This window comes from Streptomyces puniciscabiei (assembly GCF_006715785.1).
GTDB classification, from domain to species: domain Bacteria; phylum Actinomycetota; class Actinomycetes; order Streptomycetales; family Streptomycetaceae; genus Streptomyces; species Streptomyces puniciscabiei.
Window position 1 is genome coordinate 6574078 of the sequence record NZ_VFNX01000001.1, and the last position, 15095, is coordinate 6589172.

At 73.2% G+C, this 15095-nt stretch carries 14 protein-coding genes and 1 pseudogene; 6 read left to right on the forward strand and 9 right to left on the reverse strand.

Annotated features, from left to right (window positions below; genetic code table 11):
• Positions 1-116: 116 nt before the first annotated feature.
• Positions 117-491 (forward strand): annotated as a pseudogene (locus tag FB563_RS44255) (protein kinase domain-containing protein); the annotation flags it as partial.
• A 67-nt stretch (positions 492-558) separates the two neighbouring features.
• Here FB563_RS44255 and FB563_RS30450 read toward each other — a convergent pair.
• Positions 559-1338 carry a hypothetical protein gene (locus tag FB563_RS30450; RefSeq protein WP_055710491.1) on the reverse strand — a complete coding sequence of 260 codons (780 nt, stop codon included), beginning with the start codon at positions 1336-1338 and terminating at the stop codon, positions 559-561.
• A 7-nt stretch (positions 1339-1345) separates the two neighbouring features.
• Positions 1346-2395, reverse strand: coding sequence for a LacI family DNA-binding transcriptional regulator (locus FB563_RS30455; protein WP_055710490.1), 1050 nt, complete (start codon positions 2393-2395; stop codon positions 1346-1348).
• 217 nt (positions 2396-2612) lie between these two features.
• Here FB563_RS30455 and FB563_RS30460 point away from each other — a divergent pair, with 217 nt between their 5' ends.
• Positions 2613-3563 (forward strand): ROK family protein, encoded by a 951-nt coding sequence (locus FB563_RS30460; RefSeq protein ID WP_055710489.1) that lies wholly within the window; start codon positions 2613-2615, stop codon positions 3561-3563.
• Positions 3564-3611: 48 nt separating this feature from the next.
• On the opposite strand, the gene FB563_RS30465 is transcribed toward FB563_RS30460, so the two are convergent.
• From FB563_RS30465 to FB563_RS30475, 3 genes are all read right to left on the reverse strand, one after another.
• On the reverse strand, positions 3612-5651 hold the full coding sequence (locus tag FB563_RS30465) for an NPCBM/NEW2 domain-containing protein (protein ID WP_142219013.1): 2040 nt from the start codon (positions 5649-5651) through the stop codon (positions 3612-3614).
• 226 nt (positions 5652-5877) lie between these two features.
• Entirely contained in the window at positions 5878-6642 is a 765-nt protein-coding gene (locus FB563_RS30470; RefSeq protein WP_142219014.1) for a maleylpyruvate isomerase family mycothiol-dependent enzyme, read from the reverse strand.
• Positions 6639-6992 carry a hypothetical protein gene (locus FB563_RS30475; RefSeq protein WP_055709325.1) on the reverse strand — a complete coding sequence of 118 codons (354 nt, stop codon included), beginning with the start codon at positions 6990-6992 and terminating at the stop codon, positions 6639-6641. Before FB563_RS30475 ends, FB563_RS30470 begins: the two co-directional genes overlap by 4 nt.
• 644 nt (positions 6993-7636) lie before the next feature.
• Between FB563_RS30475 and FB563_RS30480 the strand changes: the two genes are divergently transcribed.
• Positions 7637-7843 carry a hypothetical protein gene (locus FB563_RS30480; protein WP_199832984.1) on the forward strand — a complete coding sequence of 69 codons (207 nt, stop codon included), beginning with the start codon at positions 7637-7639 and terminating at the stop codon, positions 7841-7843.
• A gap of 144 nt (positions 7844-7987) precedes the next feature.
• The gene (locus FB563_RS30485) at positions 7988-9031 is read left to right on the forward strand and encodes an NUDIX hydrolase (RefSeq protein ID WP_055709324.1); all 1044 of its coding nucleotides are present in this window, start codon (positions 7988-7990) and stop codon (positions 9029-9031) included.
• Positions 9032-9061: 30 nt separating this feature from the next.
• On the opposite strand, the gene FB563_RS30490 is transcribed toward FB563_RS30485, so the two are convergent.
• Positions 9062-9766, reverse strand: a complete 705-nt coding sequence (locus tag FB563_RS30490; RefSeq protein ID WP_055709328.1) for an MBL fold metallo-hydrolase — start codon at positions 9764-9766, stop codon at positions 9062-9064.
• Between the two features lie 62 nt (positions 9767-9828).
• Positions 9829-11184, reverse strand: coding sequence for a dipeptidase (locus tag FB563_RS30495; protein ID WP_055709323.1), 1356 nt, complete (start codon positions 11182-11184; stop codon positions 9829-9831).
• 141 nt (positions 11185-11325) lie between these two features.
• Here FB563_RS30495 and FB563_RS30500 point away from each other — a divergent pair, with 141 nt between their 5' ends.
• Complete coding sequence (locus FB563_RS30500) at positions 11326-12567, forward strand: geranylgeranyl reductase family protein (RefSeq protein ID WP_055709322.1); 1242 nt, start codon at positions 11326-11328, stop codon at positions 12565-12567.
• Between the two features lie 126 nt (positions 12568-12693).
• Here the strand turns inward: FB563_RS30500 and FB563_RS30505 are convergent, their stop codons facing one another.
• The gene (locus FB563_RS30505; protein WP_055709327.1) at positions 12694-13143 is read right to left on the reverse strand and encodes a nitroreductase family deazaflavin-dependent oxidoreductase; all 450 of its coding nucleotides are present in this window, start codon (positions 13141-13143) and stop codon (positions 12694-12696) included.
• Between the two features lie 126 nt (positions 13144-13269).
• Here FB563_RS30505 and FB563_RS30510 point away from each other — a divergent pair, with 126 nt between their 5' ends.
• Complete coding sequence (locus FB563_RS30510) at positions 13270-13962, forward strand: TetR/AcrR family transcriptional regulator (protein WP_055709321.1); 693 nt, start codon at positions 13270-13272, stop codon at positions 13960-13962.
• 27 nt (positions 13963-13989) lie between these two features.
• Here FB563_RS30510 and FB563_RS30515 read toward each other — a convergent pair whose 3' ends face one another.
• Positions 13990-15027 carry a medium chain dehydrogenase/reductase family protein gene (locus FB563_RS30515; protein WP_055709320.1) on the reverse strand — a complete coding sequence of 346 codons (1038 nt, stop codon included), beginning with the start codon at positions 15025-15027 and terminating at the stop codon, positions 13990-13992.
• Positions 15028-15095 lie beyond the last annotated feature (68 nt).

Sequence of the window (15095 nt, forward strand, 5' to 3'; positions counted from 1 at the left end):
CGGACCGGTCGCTGCCCCCGGCCGGGGGGAGTGGGCTGTCACCGGCGCCCCGTACGCTGGACGCCACGCAGCGACCAGGCGGACGAGGCAGAGGACGACACAGGGACGGGGCGGGGGTGTCGTCGGGGGAGCAGGGGCCGGAGGAGTACGGGAACACGGACGGCGGGGCCGGCGGGCTGCCGGCCGGGCGCCACCGCGTCACCGCGCGGCTCGGGCGCGGCGGCATGGGCGTGGTCTGGCGGGCGGTGGACGAGGTCCTCGGCCGCGAGGTCGCCGTCAAGGAGCTGCGCACCTACACCGACGCGGCCGGACCGGAACTGTCCGGGCTGCGGCTGCGCATGCGGCGCGAGGCCCGGGCCGCCGCCCGGGGCCGCCACCTCGGTGCCGTCGCCGTGCACGACGTCGCCGAGGTCGACGGACGCCCGCTCATCGTCATGGAGCTGATCGACGGCTCCTCCGTCGACGACGTCCTGCGCGAGCGCGGCACCCTCGGACGAACGTGTGGTGGGCGAAGACCGACGACGACAGCGGCAACACCGGCGTCTACGTCAGCGACGTCTACCTCAAGGGCGGGAACAACGACCAACCGGTGCGCGGGCTCCCGGTCTGCTGACCGTCGGCGTACGGCTCGAGGCCCGACTCCGTCACCCACTTGTGCTCGGCGAACAGCCGGGTGCCCCGCGCGCAGAGCCCGGGGTCACGGCGGGCCCGGGCGCAGAACTCCTCCGGCGTGACCCCGAACAGCTCGCGCAACGGAGCGGAGTCCAAGAGGAGTTCGCCGATCAGGACACGCTGGTCGCCGGGATGGGGGCGCGGCGCACCGCTGCCGCCCAGCAGCACGCCGTGCCGGTTGACGTAGGCGTACGCACCGGTGAGTCCGGAACCGTCCGGCAGCTCGATCCGCACCTCGGGCGCGGGCAGCCAGGCCCGCCGGAAGTGCGACTCGCCGGCGTCGAGCACCTCCAGCTGCGGCCGGTCCAGCCAGATGACGAACAACTCCCGTAACGAGCGCGGTGATCTGACGGGAGACGCGGAGACATAGCCCAGGCGGCTGACGTGCGCCGAGATGCCCACGTCGATACCGGACACCCGTGACCGCAGCATCGGCACGGGCGAGTCGATCCCGAACTCGTCCAGCTTGTGCCGCAGTTGCCCCGGACAGGCGTTGGAGCCGACGGCGAGGACCGGCACCCGGTCGTCGTACACCAGGCGCTCCAGCGGCAACATCCGGTCACCGTGCAGCAGCCCGGAGTCCGCGGGCCAGGCGCCGGGGTAGGTCAGCGGATGGTCGCGGGGAGCGCCGGCGAGGCCGAGCTCCGCCAGGGTGCGGCCGGTCACGGGCGGCTCAGTCGGCCGGCGGCAGCTCGCCCGAGCCGCGCGTGATCAGCCGGGTGGGCAGCTCGATGCGCTCCGGTGCGACGAGGCTGCCGTCCAGCTGACGGAACAGGCGCTCGGCGGCGGTACGGCCGAGGGCGGCCGCGTCCTGGGCGACGACCGTGACACCCGGCTGGAGCAGATCGGCCAGCTCGATGTCGTCGAAGCCGACGAGGGCGACCCGGCGTGACTGCTCGGCCAGCACCCGGATCACGGTGACCGTCACCCGGTTGTTGCCCGCGAAGATCGCGGTGACGGGGTGGGGCCCGGCGAGCATCTCCTCCGCCGCCCGGCGCACCCGCTCCGGGTTCGTCTGCCCGAGGGACATCCACGCGTCCTCGACCGGTATCCCCGCGTCCTCCATGGCCGCCCGGTAGCCGCGCAGTCGCTCGGCGGCGGTGTGGATGCGCGGCATGTCGCCGATGAAGCCGATCCGGCGGTGTCCGTGCGCGATGAGATGGGCGACGCCGTCCCGGGCGCCGCCGTAGTTGTCGGAGAGGACCACGTCGGCGTCGATGCGCCCGGCCGGACGGTCCACGAACACGGTCGCCACGCCCGCCCTGATCTCCGGTTCGAGATAGCGGTGGTCGTCCCCGGCCGGGATGATCACCAGTCCGTCCACCCGCCGTGCGCACAGGGCCAGCGCCAGCTCCTGCTCGCGCTCCGGGTCCTCGGCGCTGGAGCCGTTGATCAGCAGGGCGCCGTGGGCCCGGGCCACCTCCTCGACGGCGCGGCTGAGCGGGCCGTAGAAGGGGTCGGCGAGGTCCTCCAGGACCAGCCCGATGCTCGCCGTACGGCCCTTGCGCAGGACCCGGGCGCTGTCGTTGCGGCGGAAGCCCAGCGCGTCGATCGCCTCCTGCACCCGGCGCTCGGTGTCCGGGGTGACGCCGGGCTCGCCGTTGACCACCCGGGAGACCGTCTTCAGGCCCACACCGGCCCGCGCCGCCACGTCCTTCATGGTCGGGCGGTTGCCGTAACGGGTCCCGGAAAGGCTGTCTGTGCGGCGGGTGGTCTCGGGCACGATGCGGGGTCCTGTCCTGTCGTACGACTTGTCCGACTTGTCAACGGGATGGTGCGTCGATCCTCGGTTTGTATGAGGATGTGGCGTCGAGCATAGAGCCTGGACAACGTTGTCAGCTGCGAGAGACACTGTCCAGCGCTGTCCCCGGCCTGCGCCCCCAACGCTTGACCGGCCTCCTTTCCTTGGTTTGCAAGCTTCAACGGGGAGTCTGACTCTGATGCACACCGACCTCGTGGCGGCCCTGGACATCGGCGGTACCAAGATCGCCGGCGCGCTGGTGGACTGCGACGGACGGATACTGGCGCGGGCCCAGCGCGGCACACCCGCCCAGCAGGACGGCGAGACGGTCATGGGGGCCGTCGAGGAGGTGCTCGCCGAGCTCGCCGGGTCACCGCTGTGGGAACGCGCCGGTGCCCTCGGCATCGGCAGCGCCGGCCCGGTGGACGCCTCCGCGGGCACGGTCAGTCCGGTGAACGTGCCGGGCTGGCGGGACTTCCCCCTGGTCGAGCGGGTCCGCGCGGCCGTCGGCGGGCTGCCGGTCGAGCTCATCGGCGACGGCGTCGCGATCACGGCGGCCGAGCACTGGCAGGGGGCCGCGCGCGGTCACGACAACGCGTTGTGCATGGTGGTGTCGACCGGGGTGGGAGGCGGCCTGGTCCTGAACGGCCGGCTGCACCCCGGGCCGACCGGCAACGCCGGGCACATCGGTCACATCAGCGTCGACCTCGACGGCGACCCGTGCCCGTGCGGCTCGCGCGGCTGTGTGGAGCGGATCGCGAGCGGCCCGAACATCGCCCGCCGCGCCCTGGAGCAGGGCTGGCGTCCCGGCCCCGACGGCGACACCTCCGCCGCCGCCGTGGCCGCCGCCGCCCGCGAGGGCGACCCGGTCGCCGTGGCCTCCTTCGAGCGGGCCGCGCAGGCGCTCGCCGCCGGTATCGCGGCCACCGCGACCCTGGTCGAGATCGACATCGCCGTGATCGGCGGCGGCGTCGGCAAGGCGGGTGACATCCTCCTCACCCCCCTGCGCAAGGCACTGACCGACTACGCGACCCTCTCCTTCGTCCAGCGACTGACGGTCGTGCCCGCGCAGATGGGCACGGACGCGGGGCTGGTCGGCGCGGCGGCCGCGGCGCTGGCGCGGAGGCCGGACGCCACGGCGGGGGTCTGACCCAAGTGCGGTGCCCTGGGGGCGCCCCGGCGGATGGGCGCCCCGGCGTCAGCAACTCACCTGCACCTTCGCCCAGTCCGCATGGTCGGAGTCGTTGCCGTCTCCGGCGTCGGTGACGACCAGGTCGATCACCTGGGCGCCGGTGATGTCGGCGGTGACCGGCTGGGCCGGCATCGTGTTGGCCAGGACGCCGGTCGAGGCGACCTTCGTGCCGTCGGCCCAGATCTCGAAGGTGACGGTCCCCTTCGTGCCCTTCTCGTCGTCGACGCCGACGTCCGCGGTGACCTTGTCGCAGACCCTGCCGGTGTAGAACGAGACATCGCTCGGGGCGTGGACACCGAGGCCCTTGGCGTACACGGCGCCGCCGATGGTGATCGGGTGACCGTCACCCGCGGCGCTCTCCCCGTTGCTGGTGTCGCGTTCCACCGGCCCCCAGCCGCTGGTCGCCGACAGCCAGGGCAGGTCGCTGAGGTACGACGTCCCGGTGGGCGGCCGGACGACGACGGACGCGTTCAGCGGGAGGCTGCTGGTGACGCGTTGGCCGGACGGTGAGAGATAGCGCGCCTGGAGAGTGAGGCCGTAGGACCCGGTCGCCGTTCCGGGCGGTGCGGCGACGCTCCAGCCGGTGCGCAGGGAGCCGCCGGTGCCGAGGGCTGTGGCCGTGGTCGGCGATGTGGGCCGTACCGTCCACCCCTCGGGGCCGGTCAGGGACACGGACACCTGCCGCGCGGCGGTGCGGCCGAGGTCGGTCACGGTGCTGGTCAGCGTGGCCGGAGTCCCCGCCTCCAGCAAGGGGCTGCCGCCCAGGCCCAGTTCGGCGGCCGGCGGGTGCGTGGCCCAGTGGGGGTCGGCCGAGACGCGCAGCAGCACGGTGCCGTGGGCGGGGACGGTCGCCGCGACGGTGCCGGCGGTGTTGTAGCTCTTGTGCTGCCACAGGTCGCGCAGGGTGTACGCGGAGGCGTCGGGGAGGCCGACGGCGGCCGCGGTGGTGGCGATCCGCTGGGCGGTCCCGGACTCGTTGAACAGGGCCACGGTGCGGCTGCCGTCCTTCATCTCCTTGGCGATCACCCAGCGGCCGCCCGCCGAGGAGAGGACCGTGCCCTGCTTGCCCAGCGGGTCCTGGTCTACGGCGATGACCTCCTTGTTGTCCAGGATGTCGAAGGTCGCGGGTGAGGCCTTGCGCAGGTCGGTGCCGATCAGCAGCGGCGCGGCCATGGCCGACCAGAGCGAGAAGTGCGAGCGGTACTCGGTGTCCGTCATCCCGCCGTTGCCGACCTCCAGCATGTCGGGATCGTTCCAGTGGCCGGGTCCCGCGTACGGCGCGAGCGGCAGGTTCTGCTTCAGGATGGACAGCATCGAGCCCCAGCTGTCGCTGATGTCGCCCGTGGTGCGCCACAGATGGCCGACGCCCGAGGCCCACTCCCAGGGTTTGTTCTCGCCCCATTCGCAGATGCTGTACACGATGGGCCGCCCGGTCGCCTTGAGCGCGTCCCGCATGGTCGTGTACCGCTGTTTGGCGTCGACGCCCTGGTTGTTGCAGTTGTCGTACTTCAGGTAGTCCACGCCCCAGTCGGCGAACTGCCGCGCGTCGCTGTACTCGTGGCCGAGCGCACCGGGGAAGCCCGCGCTGTTGCAGGTCTTGGTGCCGGCGCTGGTGTAGATGCCGAGTTTGAGGCCCTTGGAGTGGACGTAGTCGGCGACGGCCTTGATGCCGTTCGGGAAGCGGGCCGGGTCGGGCACCAGCTTGCCGGCGGCGTCGCGCTGCGGCAGGGCCCAGCAGTCGTCGAGATTGACGTACTGGTAGCCGGCGTCCTTCAGACCCTTGGCCACGAAGAGGTCGGCGATGCCCTTGACCATCGTCTCGTTGAAGTCGGCGCGACAGTGCGTGGAGTTCCAGTTGTTGAAGCCCATGGGCGGGGTGAGGGCGAGACCGTCGGCCAGGGCGGGGGCCGCCGCGTCCCGGGCGGGGGCCGCCAGCGCCGGGCCGGCGAGGGCCGCCGCGCACAGCAGGCCCGCGGTGAGTGCTCCGACGACTCTTCGGCGGGTTGTGCGGGTTGTGCGGGTTGTGCGGGTGTGAGGGTGACGCATCGTTGACGTTCCTCCCGACTCGCGAAAGGTGGCTGACGGCAGGGCGGTGCCCGGGCGTCATATAGGTGTCAGCTGTGCGCGATTACGGTAGGACGTGTCTGACTCTGTTGGAAGAGGTGGGAGTCGTCTGTTCGATAACCCGTCAGATCTCGTCAAAGGGGTTGACGTCGGGATGGTTTGACTCGTGGACTGCTGTCCGGTGTTCGGATGTGTTCGCTTCCGGCGTTCACCTCTCGTCGTCGACGCGGCCCCAGCCGGGCAGCGGCGGCTGCGGCCATGCGGGTGGGGCGGGGAGCGCAGGGGCCGGACCGTCGACCGTCAGCACATCGGCCGGGGTTCGTCCGCTGAGCCAGCCGAGCACCTGGTGCCCGGCCCCGGCGACCGAGGGCCCCTCCGCCGCCATGGACCAGCGCCGGCCGAGATCCACGGCCGTCACCGAGGCCAGCGGAAAGCCCTGGGTGCGCAGCGTGGTGAGGGTGTCGTCCAGGGCCCAGGAGACATAGGTGTCGGGCCACCGCGCGGTGCCGTGGCCGACGCCCAGGTCGAGGTGATGCGTCTCCAGCTCCCGCAGGCAGCGCAGCAGGAGGTACCAGGCGGGGTGCCGCCAGCCGGCCAGCGCTGGGACCGGACGGTCCCAGGCGGGGGCGGGCAACGCGCGCGCCTGCGCCGCGAACCGGTCCAGGCTCTCGCACAGCCGGGTCGCGAGCCGCTCGGCGGACAGCGCCGCGTCCCGCTCGATCGCGGCCGACAGCGTCGCCGCGTCCGCGCGCGGCCCCGGTTCGCGGCCGGTGTGCGCGAGCCGCAGCAGCCAGACATAGGCGTCGACGCTGTGGGCGACGTGGGCGAGCACATGGCCGCGCGTCCAACCCGGCAGCCCCGACGGGGCCCGCAGCCCGGCGTCGGACAGGCCGGACGCGGCCCGCACGAGCCGGTCGCCCGAGCGTACGACGTCCTCGACGTGTTCGCCCGCGCTGTGGGCGGCCGGGTTCACCGGAACTCCCGCACGACTTCGATCCGTCCGACGACATGGGCGTTGAACTCGTCCAATTCCTCGGCGGGAACCCACAGTTCGAGGATCGTCTCGCCGCCGGCCTGCCGGACCGGATACCGGGCGAGGAACTCCGTGTCGACCTCGAACCGCGTGACGAAACCGGCGCCGTCGTGCCGCACGTTCCAGTCCCGGGCGATGCGGATCGCGTAGTCCTCGTTGAGGACCGGGTAGAAGATCGGCTGCTCCGGGAGCCGGGGCGGCCAGGCCCGCCAGTCGAGCGCGCGTACCAGCTCCAGTTCCTCGGGGCCCGTCGGGCGCCAGAGGGTCGTCGTCAGGGGCGGGCTGGTCATCGTCGGGTCTCTCCGGTCGGGGCCTGCCGCGGCCGGCGGCCGGGTCGGGACGTCGGACGTTACCGGGCGCATCGAGAAGCGGACCAGCGGATTTCGGCAGGGCCGGCAGCCTCACGGCTCCGCGAACCACCGTGCCGGGTCGCGGTGATGGGCGGTTGCCCGGTCCCCCCGGGCCTGGTCGACGGGCGGTCCGGTCAGGCCCGGCCGGTCTCTCGACCCGGGCGGCGAGCCGCTGGTACCGGTCCCGGGCCTGCCCGGGGCACGGCAGACACGTGGCGTGCCCGCAGCACGGCAGACACGTGGCGCGCTCGGAGTGCGGCACACACGTGGCGCGCTCGGGGTGCGGGGACGCGAAGGCCGGGGCACCCGCGGTCCACAGCCCGTGGTGGCCTCCGCAGGGAGCGTGCCGACCGGTCCGAACGTGTCGGCCGGCATGGTGCGGGCGGCGGCCACGCCCTGCGCCTCGACACGGAGGGGACCACCGGACTCGTCCATGCGCCCTCCCGCCGGAACGGTGGCCCGGCCCTCCCACCAGGGCGGCAACCCGGCCTCCCCACTCTGCCTCCTGTCCCTGCCGGCAGTCCCCGCTCGTCCGCTCGCAGGTATCCGCGTGACCCCTGGCCCGGTCGGCAGTTGATCAGCGCATGAAGAAGCGCAGCATGCTCGCCATCGCCACCCTGGCCACCGGATTCGTCGTGGCCGCCGTCACCCCCTCCCACGCGGCGGACAAGGGCTCCACCGGGCTGCCCGTCGACGGCCTGAACGTCTCGGACACGCTCGACTCGGCCGGCGGCCACCCGGTCACCCTGGACAGCTTCACCTTCGACGACCAGCCCCACGGGCAGCAGTAGGCCCGGCGGTCCACGGCGCGCGTGCCGGTGTCCCCGATCCGCGGGGGCACCGGCACCGCCGTTCCGGCGCCCTCACCGGGGCGGGGTTTCCGTGGCAGGGTGGAGCGGGCAAGCCTCAGGGGGCCAACACAAGAGGGGGAGTCCGTGACCGTCGTCTGGATCAACGGCGCGTTCGGTGCGGGGAAGACCACCACCGCACGGGAGCTGATCGAGCTGATCCCGAACAGCACGCTCTTCGACCCCGAGGTCATCGGCGCGGGGCTCACGCACCTGCTGCCGGCCAAGCGGCTCGCCGAGGTGGGTGACTACCAGGACCTGCCGATCTGGCGCCGGCTCGTGGTCGACACGGCGGCCGCGATGCTCGCCGAGCTGGGCGGGACCCTCGTGGTGCCGATGACCCTGCTCCGCCAGGAGTACCGCGACGAGATCTTCGGTGGCCTCGCGGCCCGCAGGATATCCGTGCACCATCTGCTCCTGGCCCCGGCCGAAACGATCCTGCGCGAGCGGATAGCCGGCCGGGAGGTGCCGCCGGACCTGCCCGACGGCGAGCTCCGGACACGGCAGTGGGCCTACGACCACATCGAGCCCTACCGCGCCGCCCTCGCCTCCTGGCTCACCACCGACGCCCACCTCGTGGACACCAGCGCCCTCACCCCGTACGCCACCGCCGTCCGTATCGCCGACGCCGTCGGCAGCGGCGCCGTACCGCCCTGCGACATCGTGCAGACCCCCGAGCCGACCGCCGAGACCCTCGCCGCCGGGGTGCTGCTCTTCGACGAGCACGACCGGGTGCTCCTCGTGGACCCCACCTACAAGCCCGGCTGGGAGTTCCCCGGGGGCGTGGTGGAGCGCGGCGAGGCACCGGCCCGCGCGGGGATCCGCGAGGTCGCCGAGGAGACCGGGATACGGCTGCGGGAGGTGCCCCGGCTGCTCGTCGTGGACTGGGAACGGCCGGTGCCGCCCGGCTTCGGCGGGCTGCGGCTGCTGTTCGACGGCGGCCGGCTGGAGTCCGGCGAGGCCTCCCGGGTGCTGCTGCCGGGACCGGAGCTGCGCGGCTGGCGCTTCGCCACCGAGCAGGAGGCCGCCGGGATGCTGCCGCCGGTCCGCTACGAGCGGCTGCGCTGGGCGCTGCGGGCCCGCGAGCGCGGCACCGCGCTCTATCTGGAGGCCGGGGTACCGGTCGGCTGAGCCGGTCGCCGGTCGCCGGTGGCCGTGCGGTCAGCGGGCGCCCGCCGCATCGCGCAGAGCGGCACCGGCGCCTCCCACGACCGGGTCGCCGTGCCCGAAGCACGCCACGTCCGCCTCCAGCTCCGCCAACCGGCCGAGCGAGACGAGGAGTTGGGGCCGGTCGAGGTTGAACACCCCCGGCCTCACCGAGCCGTCGACCGGTGAGGCCGCCACCGTGTCCCCGGTGAACAGCACGCCCTCCTCGGGCAGGAACAGCGCGATGCTGCCGTCGGTGTGCCCCGGCACGTGGATCACCCGGGCGCCCCCGCCGAAGTCCAGGAGGTCGCCGTCCGACACGCCGGTGACCGCGGCGGGCGGCACCGGCGTACCGCCGGGGAGGTGCTGGGCCACGGCCGCGTGGACCGGCACCTCCCAGTCCTCGAACCGCGGGGCCGGACCGGGGAGTTCACCTCGTACGAACGGTGCGTCCAGCTGGTGCGCCAGTACCTCGGCCCCGCTGAGCGCGGCGAACTCGCCCGCCCCGCCCGCGTGGTCCTCGTGGAAGTGGGTCAGCACGATCCGCCGTACGTCCCCCGGTGCGCGCCCCAGTGTCCCGACCGCCTCGGCGATCGCACGCCCGGCGCCGATCGTGCCCGCGTCGATCAGCGTCAACTCCTCCTCGTCGTGCCAGAGGTAGGCCTGTCCGACGGGGAAACGCAGAAGATGGAGCCGGGGGAGGAGTTCGATGACGTCCATGCGGCGACCGTAGGCGGCGCCCCCGCCCATGGGCGAGGGCGCTCTGCCGACGGCAGAAGGGCTCAGCCCGCCGCGTAGTTGCGCAGGAACAGCGCCTCGGCGACCGACAGCCGCTCCAGCTCCTGCGGGTGCACGCTCTCGTTGACCGCGTGGATCTGCGCCTCCGGCTCGCTCAGGCCGATGAGCAGGATCTCCGCCTGCGGGTACAGGCCGGCGAGGGTGTTGCACAGCGGGATGGAGCCGCCCTCACCGGCGTACTGCATCGTCTCACCCGGGTAGGCGACCGCCATCGCGTCGGCCATCGCCTGGTAGGCGGGGCTGGTGGCGTCGGCGCGGAAGGCCTGGCCCTGGCCGATCTGCTCGGTGGTGACCCGGGCGCCCCACGGGGTGTGGGCCTGGATGTGCGCCTGGAGCAGCTTGGTCGCCTCCGCGGCGTCCACGCCCGGCGGCACCCGCAGGCTGATCAGCGCGCGGGCGCTGGAGTGCACGGACGGGGTGGCGCCGACGACCGGCGGGCAGTCGATGCCGAGGACGGTGACGGCCGGGCGGGCCCAGAGGCGATCGGCGACCGAGCCGTCGCCGATCAGCCCGACCCCGTCGAGCACCTTGGCGTCGGCGCGGAACTGCTCCTCGGTGTACTCCAGGCCGTCCCAGGTCCCCGTGGCGTCGAGGCCGTCGACCGTCGTCGAGCCGTCCTCGGCGCGCAGCGAGTCCATGACCCGGATCAGCGCGGCGAGCGCGTCCGGGGCGGCACCGCCGAACTGGCCGGAGTGCAGGTTGCCCGCGAGGGTGTCGATCCGCACCCGGACCAGGGTCATTCCGCGCAGCGTGGTGGTCACCGTCGGCAGGCCGACGCGGAAGTTGCCCGCGTCGCCGATCACGATGGTGTCGGCCTCCAGCAGCTCGGGGTGCTCCTCGGCGTACCGCTCCAGGCCGCCCGTGCCCTGCTCCTCCGAGCCCTCGGCGATCACCTTGATGTTGACCGGGACACCGCCGTTCGCCTTCAGGGCGCGCAGGGCGAGCAGGTGCATGATCACGCCGCCCTTGCAGTCGGCGGCCCCGCGGCCGTACCAGCGGCCGTCGCGCTCGGTCAGCTCGAACGGCGGGGTGGTCCACCCGGCCTCGTCCAGCGGGGGCTGCACATCGTAGTGCGCGTACAGGAGAACCGTTTTCGCACCCTCCGGGCCCGGCAGGTAGCCGTAGACGGACTGCGTGCCGTCCGGGGTGTCCAGCAGGGCCACGTCGACGAATCCCTCGGCGCGCAGCGCGTCGGCGACCCAGCTCGCGGCGGCCTCGCTCTCGCTCCTCGGGAACTGGGTGAAGTCCGCCACCGACTTGAAGGCGACCAGCTCGGCCAGCTCCGCCTTCGCCCGGGGCATCAGCGAGGCGACGGTCTCGGCGACCGGATTCGACGACATGGGCACGCTCCTCGTGGGTGCGACGTTGAACAGCTTGAACAGGGTAGGTACCCCCGATACTCCCACAGTGGCCTGCGACGACGGCCGCCGTAGGATGCGGGGGACACCACGGCAGCGGCTTGATCGGAGCGGTAGACCAACGTGAGCGGCGAGAACTCTTCGGCGGACGGCGTGCGGCGGGTGTGGGACGTCGTCGTGGTGGGCGCGGGACCCGCGGGGGCCTCGGCCGCCTACGCGGCGGCGGTCGCGGGACGCCGCGTGCTGTTGCTGGAGAAGGCCGAGCTGCCGCGCTACAAGACCTGCGGCGGCGGGATCATCGGGCCCTCGCGCGACGCGCTCCCGCCCGGCTTCGAGCTGCCGCTGCGCGACCGGGTGCACGCGGTCACCTTCTCGAACAACGGCCGCTTCACCCGCACCCGCCGCTCCAAGCAGATGCTGTTCGGTCTGATCAACCGGCCCGAATTCGACCAGCAGCTCGTCGAGCACGCCCAGAAGGCGGGCGCCGAGCTGCGTACGGGCGTCACGGTGCAGCGGGTCGAGCAGCACGGTTCGGCGGTCCCCGACCGGCGCACGGTCGCCCTGATCCTCCAGGGCGGCGAGACGGTGCTGGCCCGCGCGGTCGTCGGCGCCGACGGCAGCGCCAGCCGCATAGGAGCGCACGTCGGGGTGAAGCCGGCCCAGGTGGACCTCGGTCTGGAGGCGGAGATCCCGGTGCCGGAGTCCGTCGCCGAGGACTGGAAGGGGCGGGTGCTCATCGACTGGGGCCCGATGCCGGGCAGTTACGGCTGGGTGTTCCCCAAGGGCGACACCCTGACGGTCGGTGTGATCTCCGCGCGCGGTGAAGGCGCCGCCACCAAGCGGTACTTGGAGGACTTCGTCGCCCGGCTGGGCCTGTCCGGCTTCGAACCGGCCATCTCCTCCGGGCATCTGACCCGCTGTCGCGCCGACGACTCGCCGCTGTCCCGGGGCCGGGTGCTGGTCTGCGGTGACGCGGCCGGGCTGCTCGAGCCCTGGACCCGCGAGGGCATCTCCTTCGCGCTGCGCTCGGGCCGGCTCGCGGGGGAGTGGGCGGTACGCATCGCCGAGGCGCACGACGCGGTGGATGCCCGACGCCAGGCCCTGAACTACGCGTTCGCGATCAAGGCCGGGCTCGGCGTCGAGATGAGCGTCGGCAAGAGCCTGCTGACCGTGTTCGAGAGGCGACCCGGCCTCTTCCACGCGGCCCTCACCGGCTTCCGCCCCGCCTGGAAGGCCTTCCGCGACATCACCCAGGGCTCGACCTCCCTGGCCGAGATCGTCCGCACCCACCCCTTCGCCCAGCGCGCCCTGACCGCACTGGACCGGGGACCGGCGGTGCCGCTCGAGGAGCCGGCCGGGTCCTGAGCGGGCCGGGGAGGGATGTGCGCGGACCGCGCCGGTGGGGGGGGACGGCGCCGGTCCGCGCCCGGGTGCGCCGACCCGTCGGAGCATCCGGTCGGGTCGGAGCTTCCGGTGGGTCGGAGCCTCCGGTCAGTCCGTGACCGTGATCCGGAAGACCGGGTGGTCGGGGGCGATACGGCGCAGCTCCTCGTCCGGGGAGTCGGGGCCGACGCCGTCGAAGAAGACACCGACCTCCGCCTTCCAGCGCTCGAGGTAGGCCCGCAGCAGCGGGACCTTGTCGTCGTCGGCGATCTCGGTGACGGTGAAGACGTCCACGTTCTTGCCGAGCCGCAGCTCACCGCCGCCGGCCGCCCGCATGTTGTGGGTCCACTGGACGTGCCCTCGCGGGGCGAGCAGGTACTGCCGGCCGTCCACCGTCAGCAGGTTCACCGGAGTGGTGCGCCACTGACCGCTCTTGCGTCCGCGCACCGCGAGGACCCGGGAGCCCCAGACGCTGATCCCGCGTCGGGTGAGCCAGGCGACCGCCCGGTTGAAGACGTTGACGGTGAACCAGCCCGGCTTCTTGACGTGTGTCGACATGGTGACCCCCACGGTTTGGAGAGCAGTGCTCTCGCCTGACTCCAGTGTGGGGGAGACAGGTGCTCCAGAGCAAGAGCGGTGCTCTCTTTTGTGGGCGCCGCTCTCTGTTCGTGGCACACTGCTGGCATGAGCACCGCACGCGGCGCCCGGGCAAGGGCCAGGATGGAAGTCACGGCAGCCATCAAGGAAGAGGCGCGCAGACAACTGGCCGAGGAAGGCGCGGCCAAGCTCTCGCTGCGGGCCGTCGCGCGCGAGCTGGGCATGGTCTCCTCGGCGCTGTACCGCTACTTCCCGAGCCGCGACGAGCTGCTCACCGCCCTGATCATCGATGCCTACGACTCCCTCGGCGAGGCGGCCGAGGCGGCCCACGCGGCGGCCGCGGGCGCGGATCACGTGCGGCGCTGGACGGCCGTGTGCGAGGCCGTGCGGGCGTGGGCACTCGCCCATCCGCACGAGTACGCCCTGATCTACGGATCGCCGGTGCCCGGCTACTCCGCCCCCGAGGCCACCATCCCTGCCGCCTCGCGCGTCGGCCTGCTGCTCATCGGCATCGTCCGTGACGCCTTCCGGGGTCGGCGCCTCGCGGATCTCCCGCTGCCGGCCGAGCTGCGCCCCGAGGCCGAGCGCATGGTGGCGGACTTCGCGCCCGACCTGCCCCCCGAGGCGGCCCTGGCGCTGGTCGCGGCCTGGGCCCAGCTGTTCGGGCTGGTCGGCTTCGAGCTGTTCGGGCAGTTCCACCGGGTGGTGGAGGACCGGGAGACCTTCTTCCGGCACGCGGCGGCCCGGCTCGCCCGGGACGTGGGGCTGGTCGACCCGTGACGCCCGGGGCCGGGCCAGGCTCGGGGCCTAGTCACCGGGAACGAGTACGACCTTCCCGGTCACCGTGCCGGACTCGGCCAGCCGCATGGCCTCCGCGACCTCGGTGAGCGGCAGCCGGGCGGCGATCCTTGCGGTCACCTCGCCGCGTTGCAGGGCGTGGAACACCTCGGTGAGGTCGGCGCGCAGCCGGGTCCGGAAGCGGTCCTTGTTCAGGGCGCGCCCCGCCCAGACGTTGAAGAAGCAGGCGCGGCGGCCGTTGGGCAGCGCGTTCCACCACCACACCCGGCCGAGGATCTTCAGGACCGGCCACTGCTTGGAGCCCGAGTCGTCCCGCGTGGTGGCGCTGCCGTAGGCGACGAGGGTCCCGCCGGGGGCGAGCAGCCGCCAGGAGTCGGTGACACTGCGCCCGCCGAGGTGGTCGAAGACGGCGTCGACTCCGTCGGGGGCGAGTTCCCGGACCCGGGCCGGGACGTTCTCGGTCCGGTGGTCGACGGGGGTGACGCCCAGCTCGCGCAGGGCCTCGTGGTGGCGCGCGGACGCCGTGCCGATCACCTTCAGGCCGGCCGCACGCGCGAGCTGGACGAGGACCGTGCCGACGCCGCCGTTGGCGCCGTGGACCAGGACCGTTCCGCCGCTGCGCACCCGGGCCCTGCGATGCAGCATCTGCCACGCGGTGATCCCGTTGACCACCAGGGTCTCGGCCTCCGCCGCGCCGATGCCGGCGGGCACCTCCACCGCGTCGGCCGCGTCGAGCACCACATGACTGGCCCAGCCGCCGACCTTGACCAGCGCCGCCACCCGCTTGCCGACCAGGCCCGCCCTGACGCCCGTGCCGGCCGTGAGGACCGTGCCGACCAGGTCGTAGCCCGGCACGAACGGGAAGGGCGGCTGGTCGTAGTAGCGGCCCCGGCGCATCTGCTGTTCGGCGAAGGACACCCCGGTGGCCTCCACCCGGACCACGACCTGCCCGGCGCCGGGAAGGGGCACGTCCCGGTGCCGGAGCTGCAGCTCCTCCGGCTCGACCGTGCCCGGCAGGACGACCTCGACGAGTTTCTTGCTTTCCATGACGACCTCCGGGTCGGAGAGAGGCGCTGGTGCGCCGTGCGGCGATAGAGGGCACTTCGCTTGCGTTA

Excerpts from the sequence above, each read along its gene's own strand:
- FB563_RS30460 (WP_055710489.1), top strand. The coding sequence starts at position 2,613 with ATGCACACCGACCTCGTGGCGGCCCTGGACATCGGCGGTACCAAGATC.
- FB563_RS30465 (WP_142219013.1), bottom strand. The coding sequence starts at position 5,651 with ATGCGTCACCCTCACACCCGCACAACCCGCACAACCCGCACAACCCGC.
- FB563_RS30475 (WP_055709325.1), bottom strand. The coding sequence starts at position 6,992 with ATGACCAGCCCGCCCCTGACGACGACCCTCTGGCGCCCGACGGGCCCC.
- FB563_RS30480 (WP_199832984.1), top strand. The coding sequence starts at position 7,637 with ATGAAGAAGCGCAGCATGCTCGCCATCGCCACCCTGGCCACCGGATTC.
- FB563_RS30490 (WP_055709328.1), bottom strand. The coding sequence starts at position 9,766 with ATGGACGTCATCGAACTCCTCCCCCGGCTCCATCTTCTGCGTTTCCCC.
- FB563_RS30495 (WP_055709323.1), bottom strand. The coding sequence starts at position 11,184 with ATGTCGTCGAATCCGGTCGCCGAGACCGTCGCCTCGCTGATGCCCCGG.
- FB563_RS30505 (WP_055709327.1), bottom strand. The coding sequence starts at position 13,143 with ATGTCGACACACGTCAAGAAGCCGGGCTGGTTCACCGTCAACGTCTTC.
- FB563_RS30510 (WP_055709321.1), top strand. The coding sequence starts at position 13,270 with ATGAGCACCGCACGCGGCGCCCGGGCAAGGGCCAGGATGGAAGTCACG.
- FB563_RS30515 (WP_055709320.1), bottom strand. The coding sequence starts at position 15,027 with ATGGAAAGCAAGAAACTCGTCGAGGTCGTCCTGCCGGGCACGGTCGAG.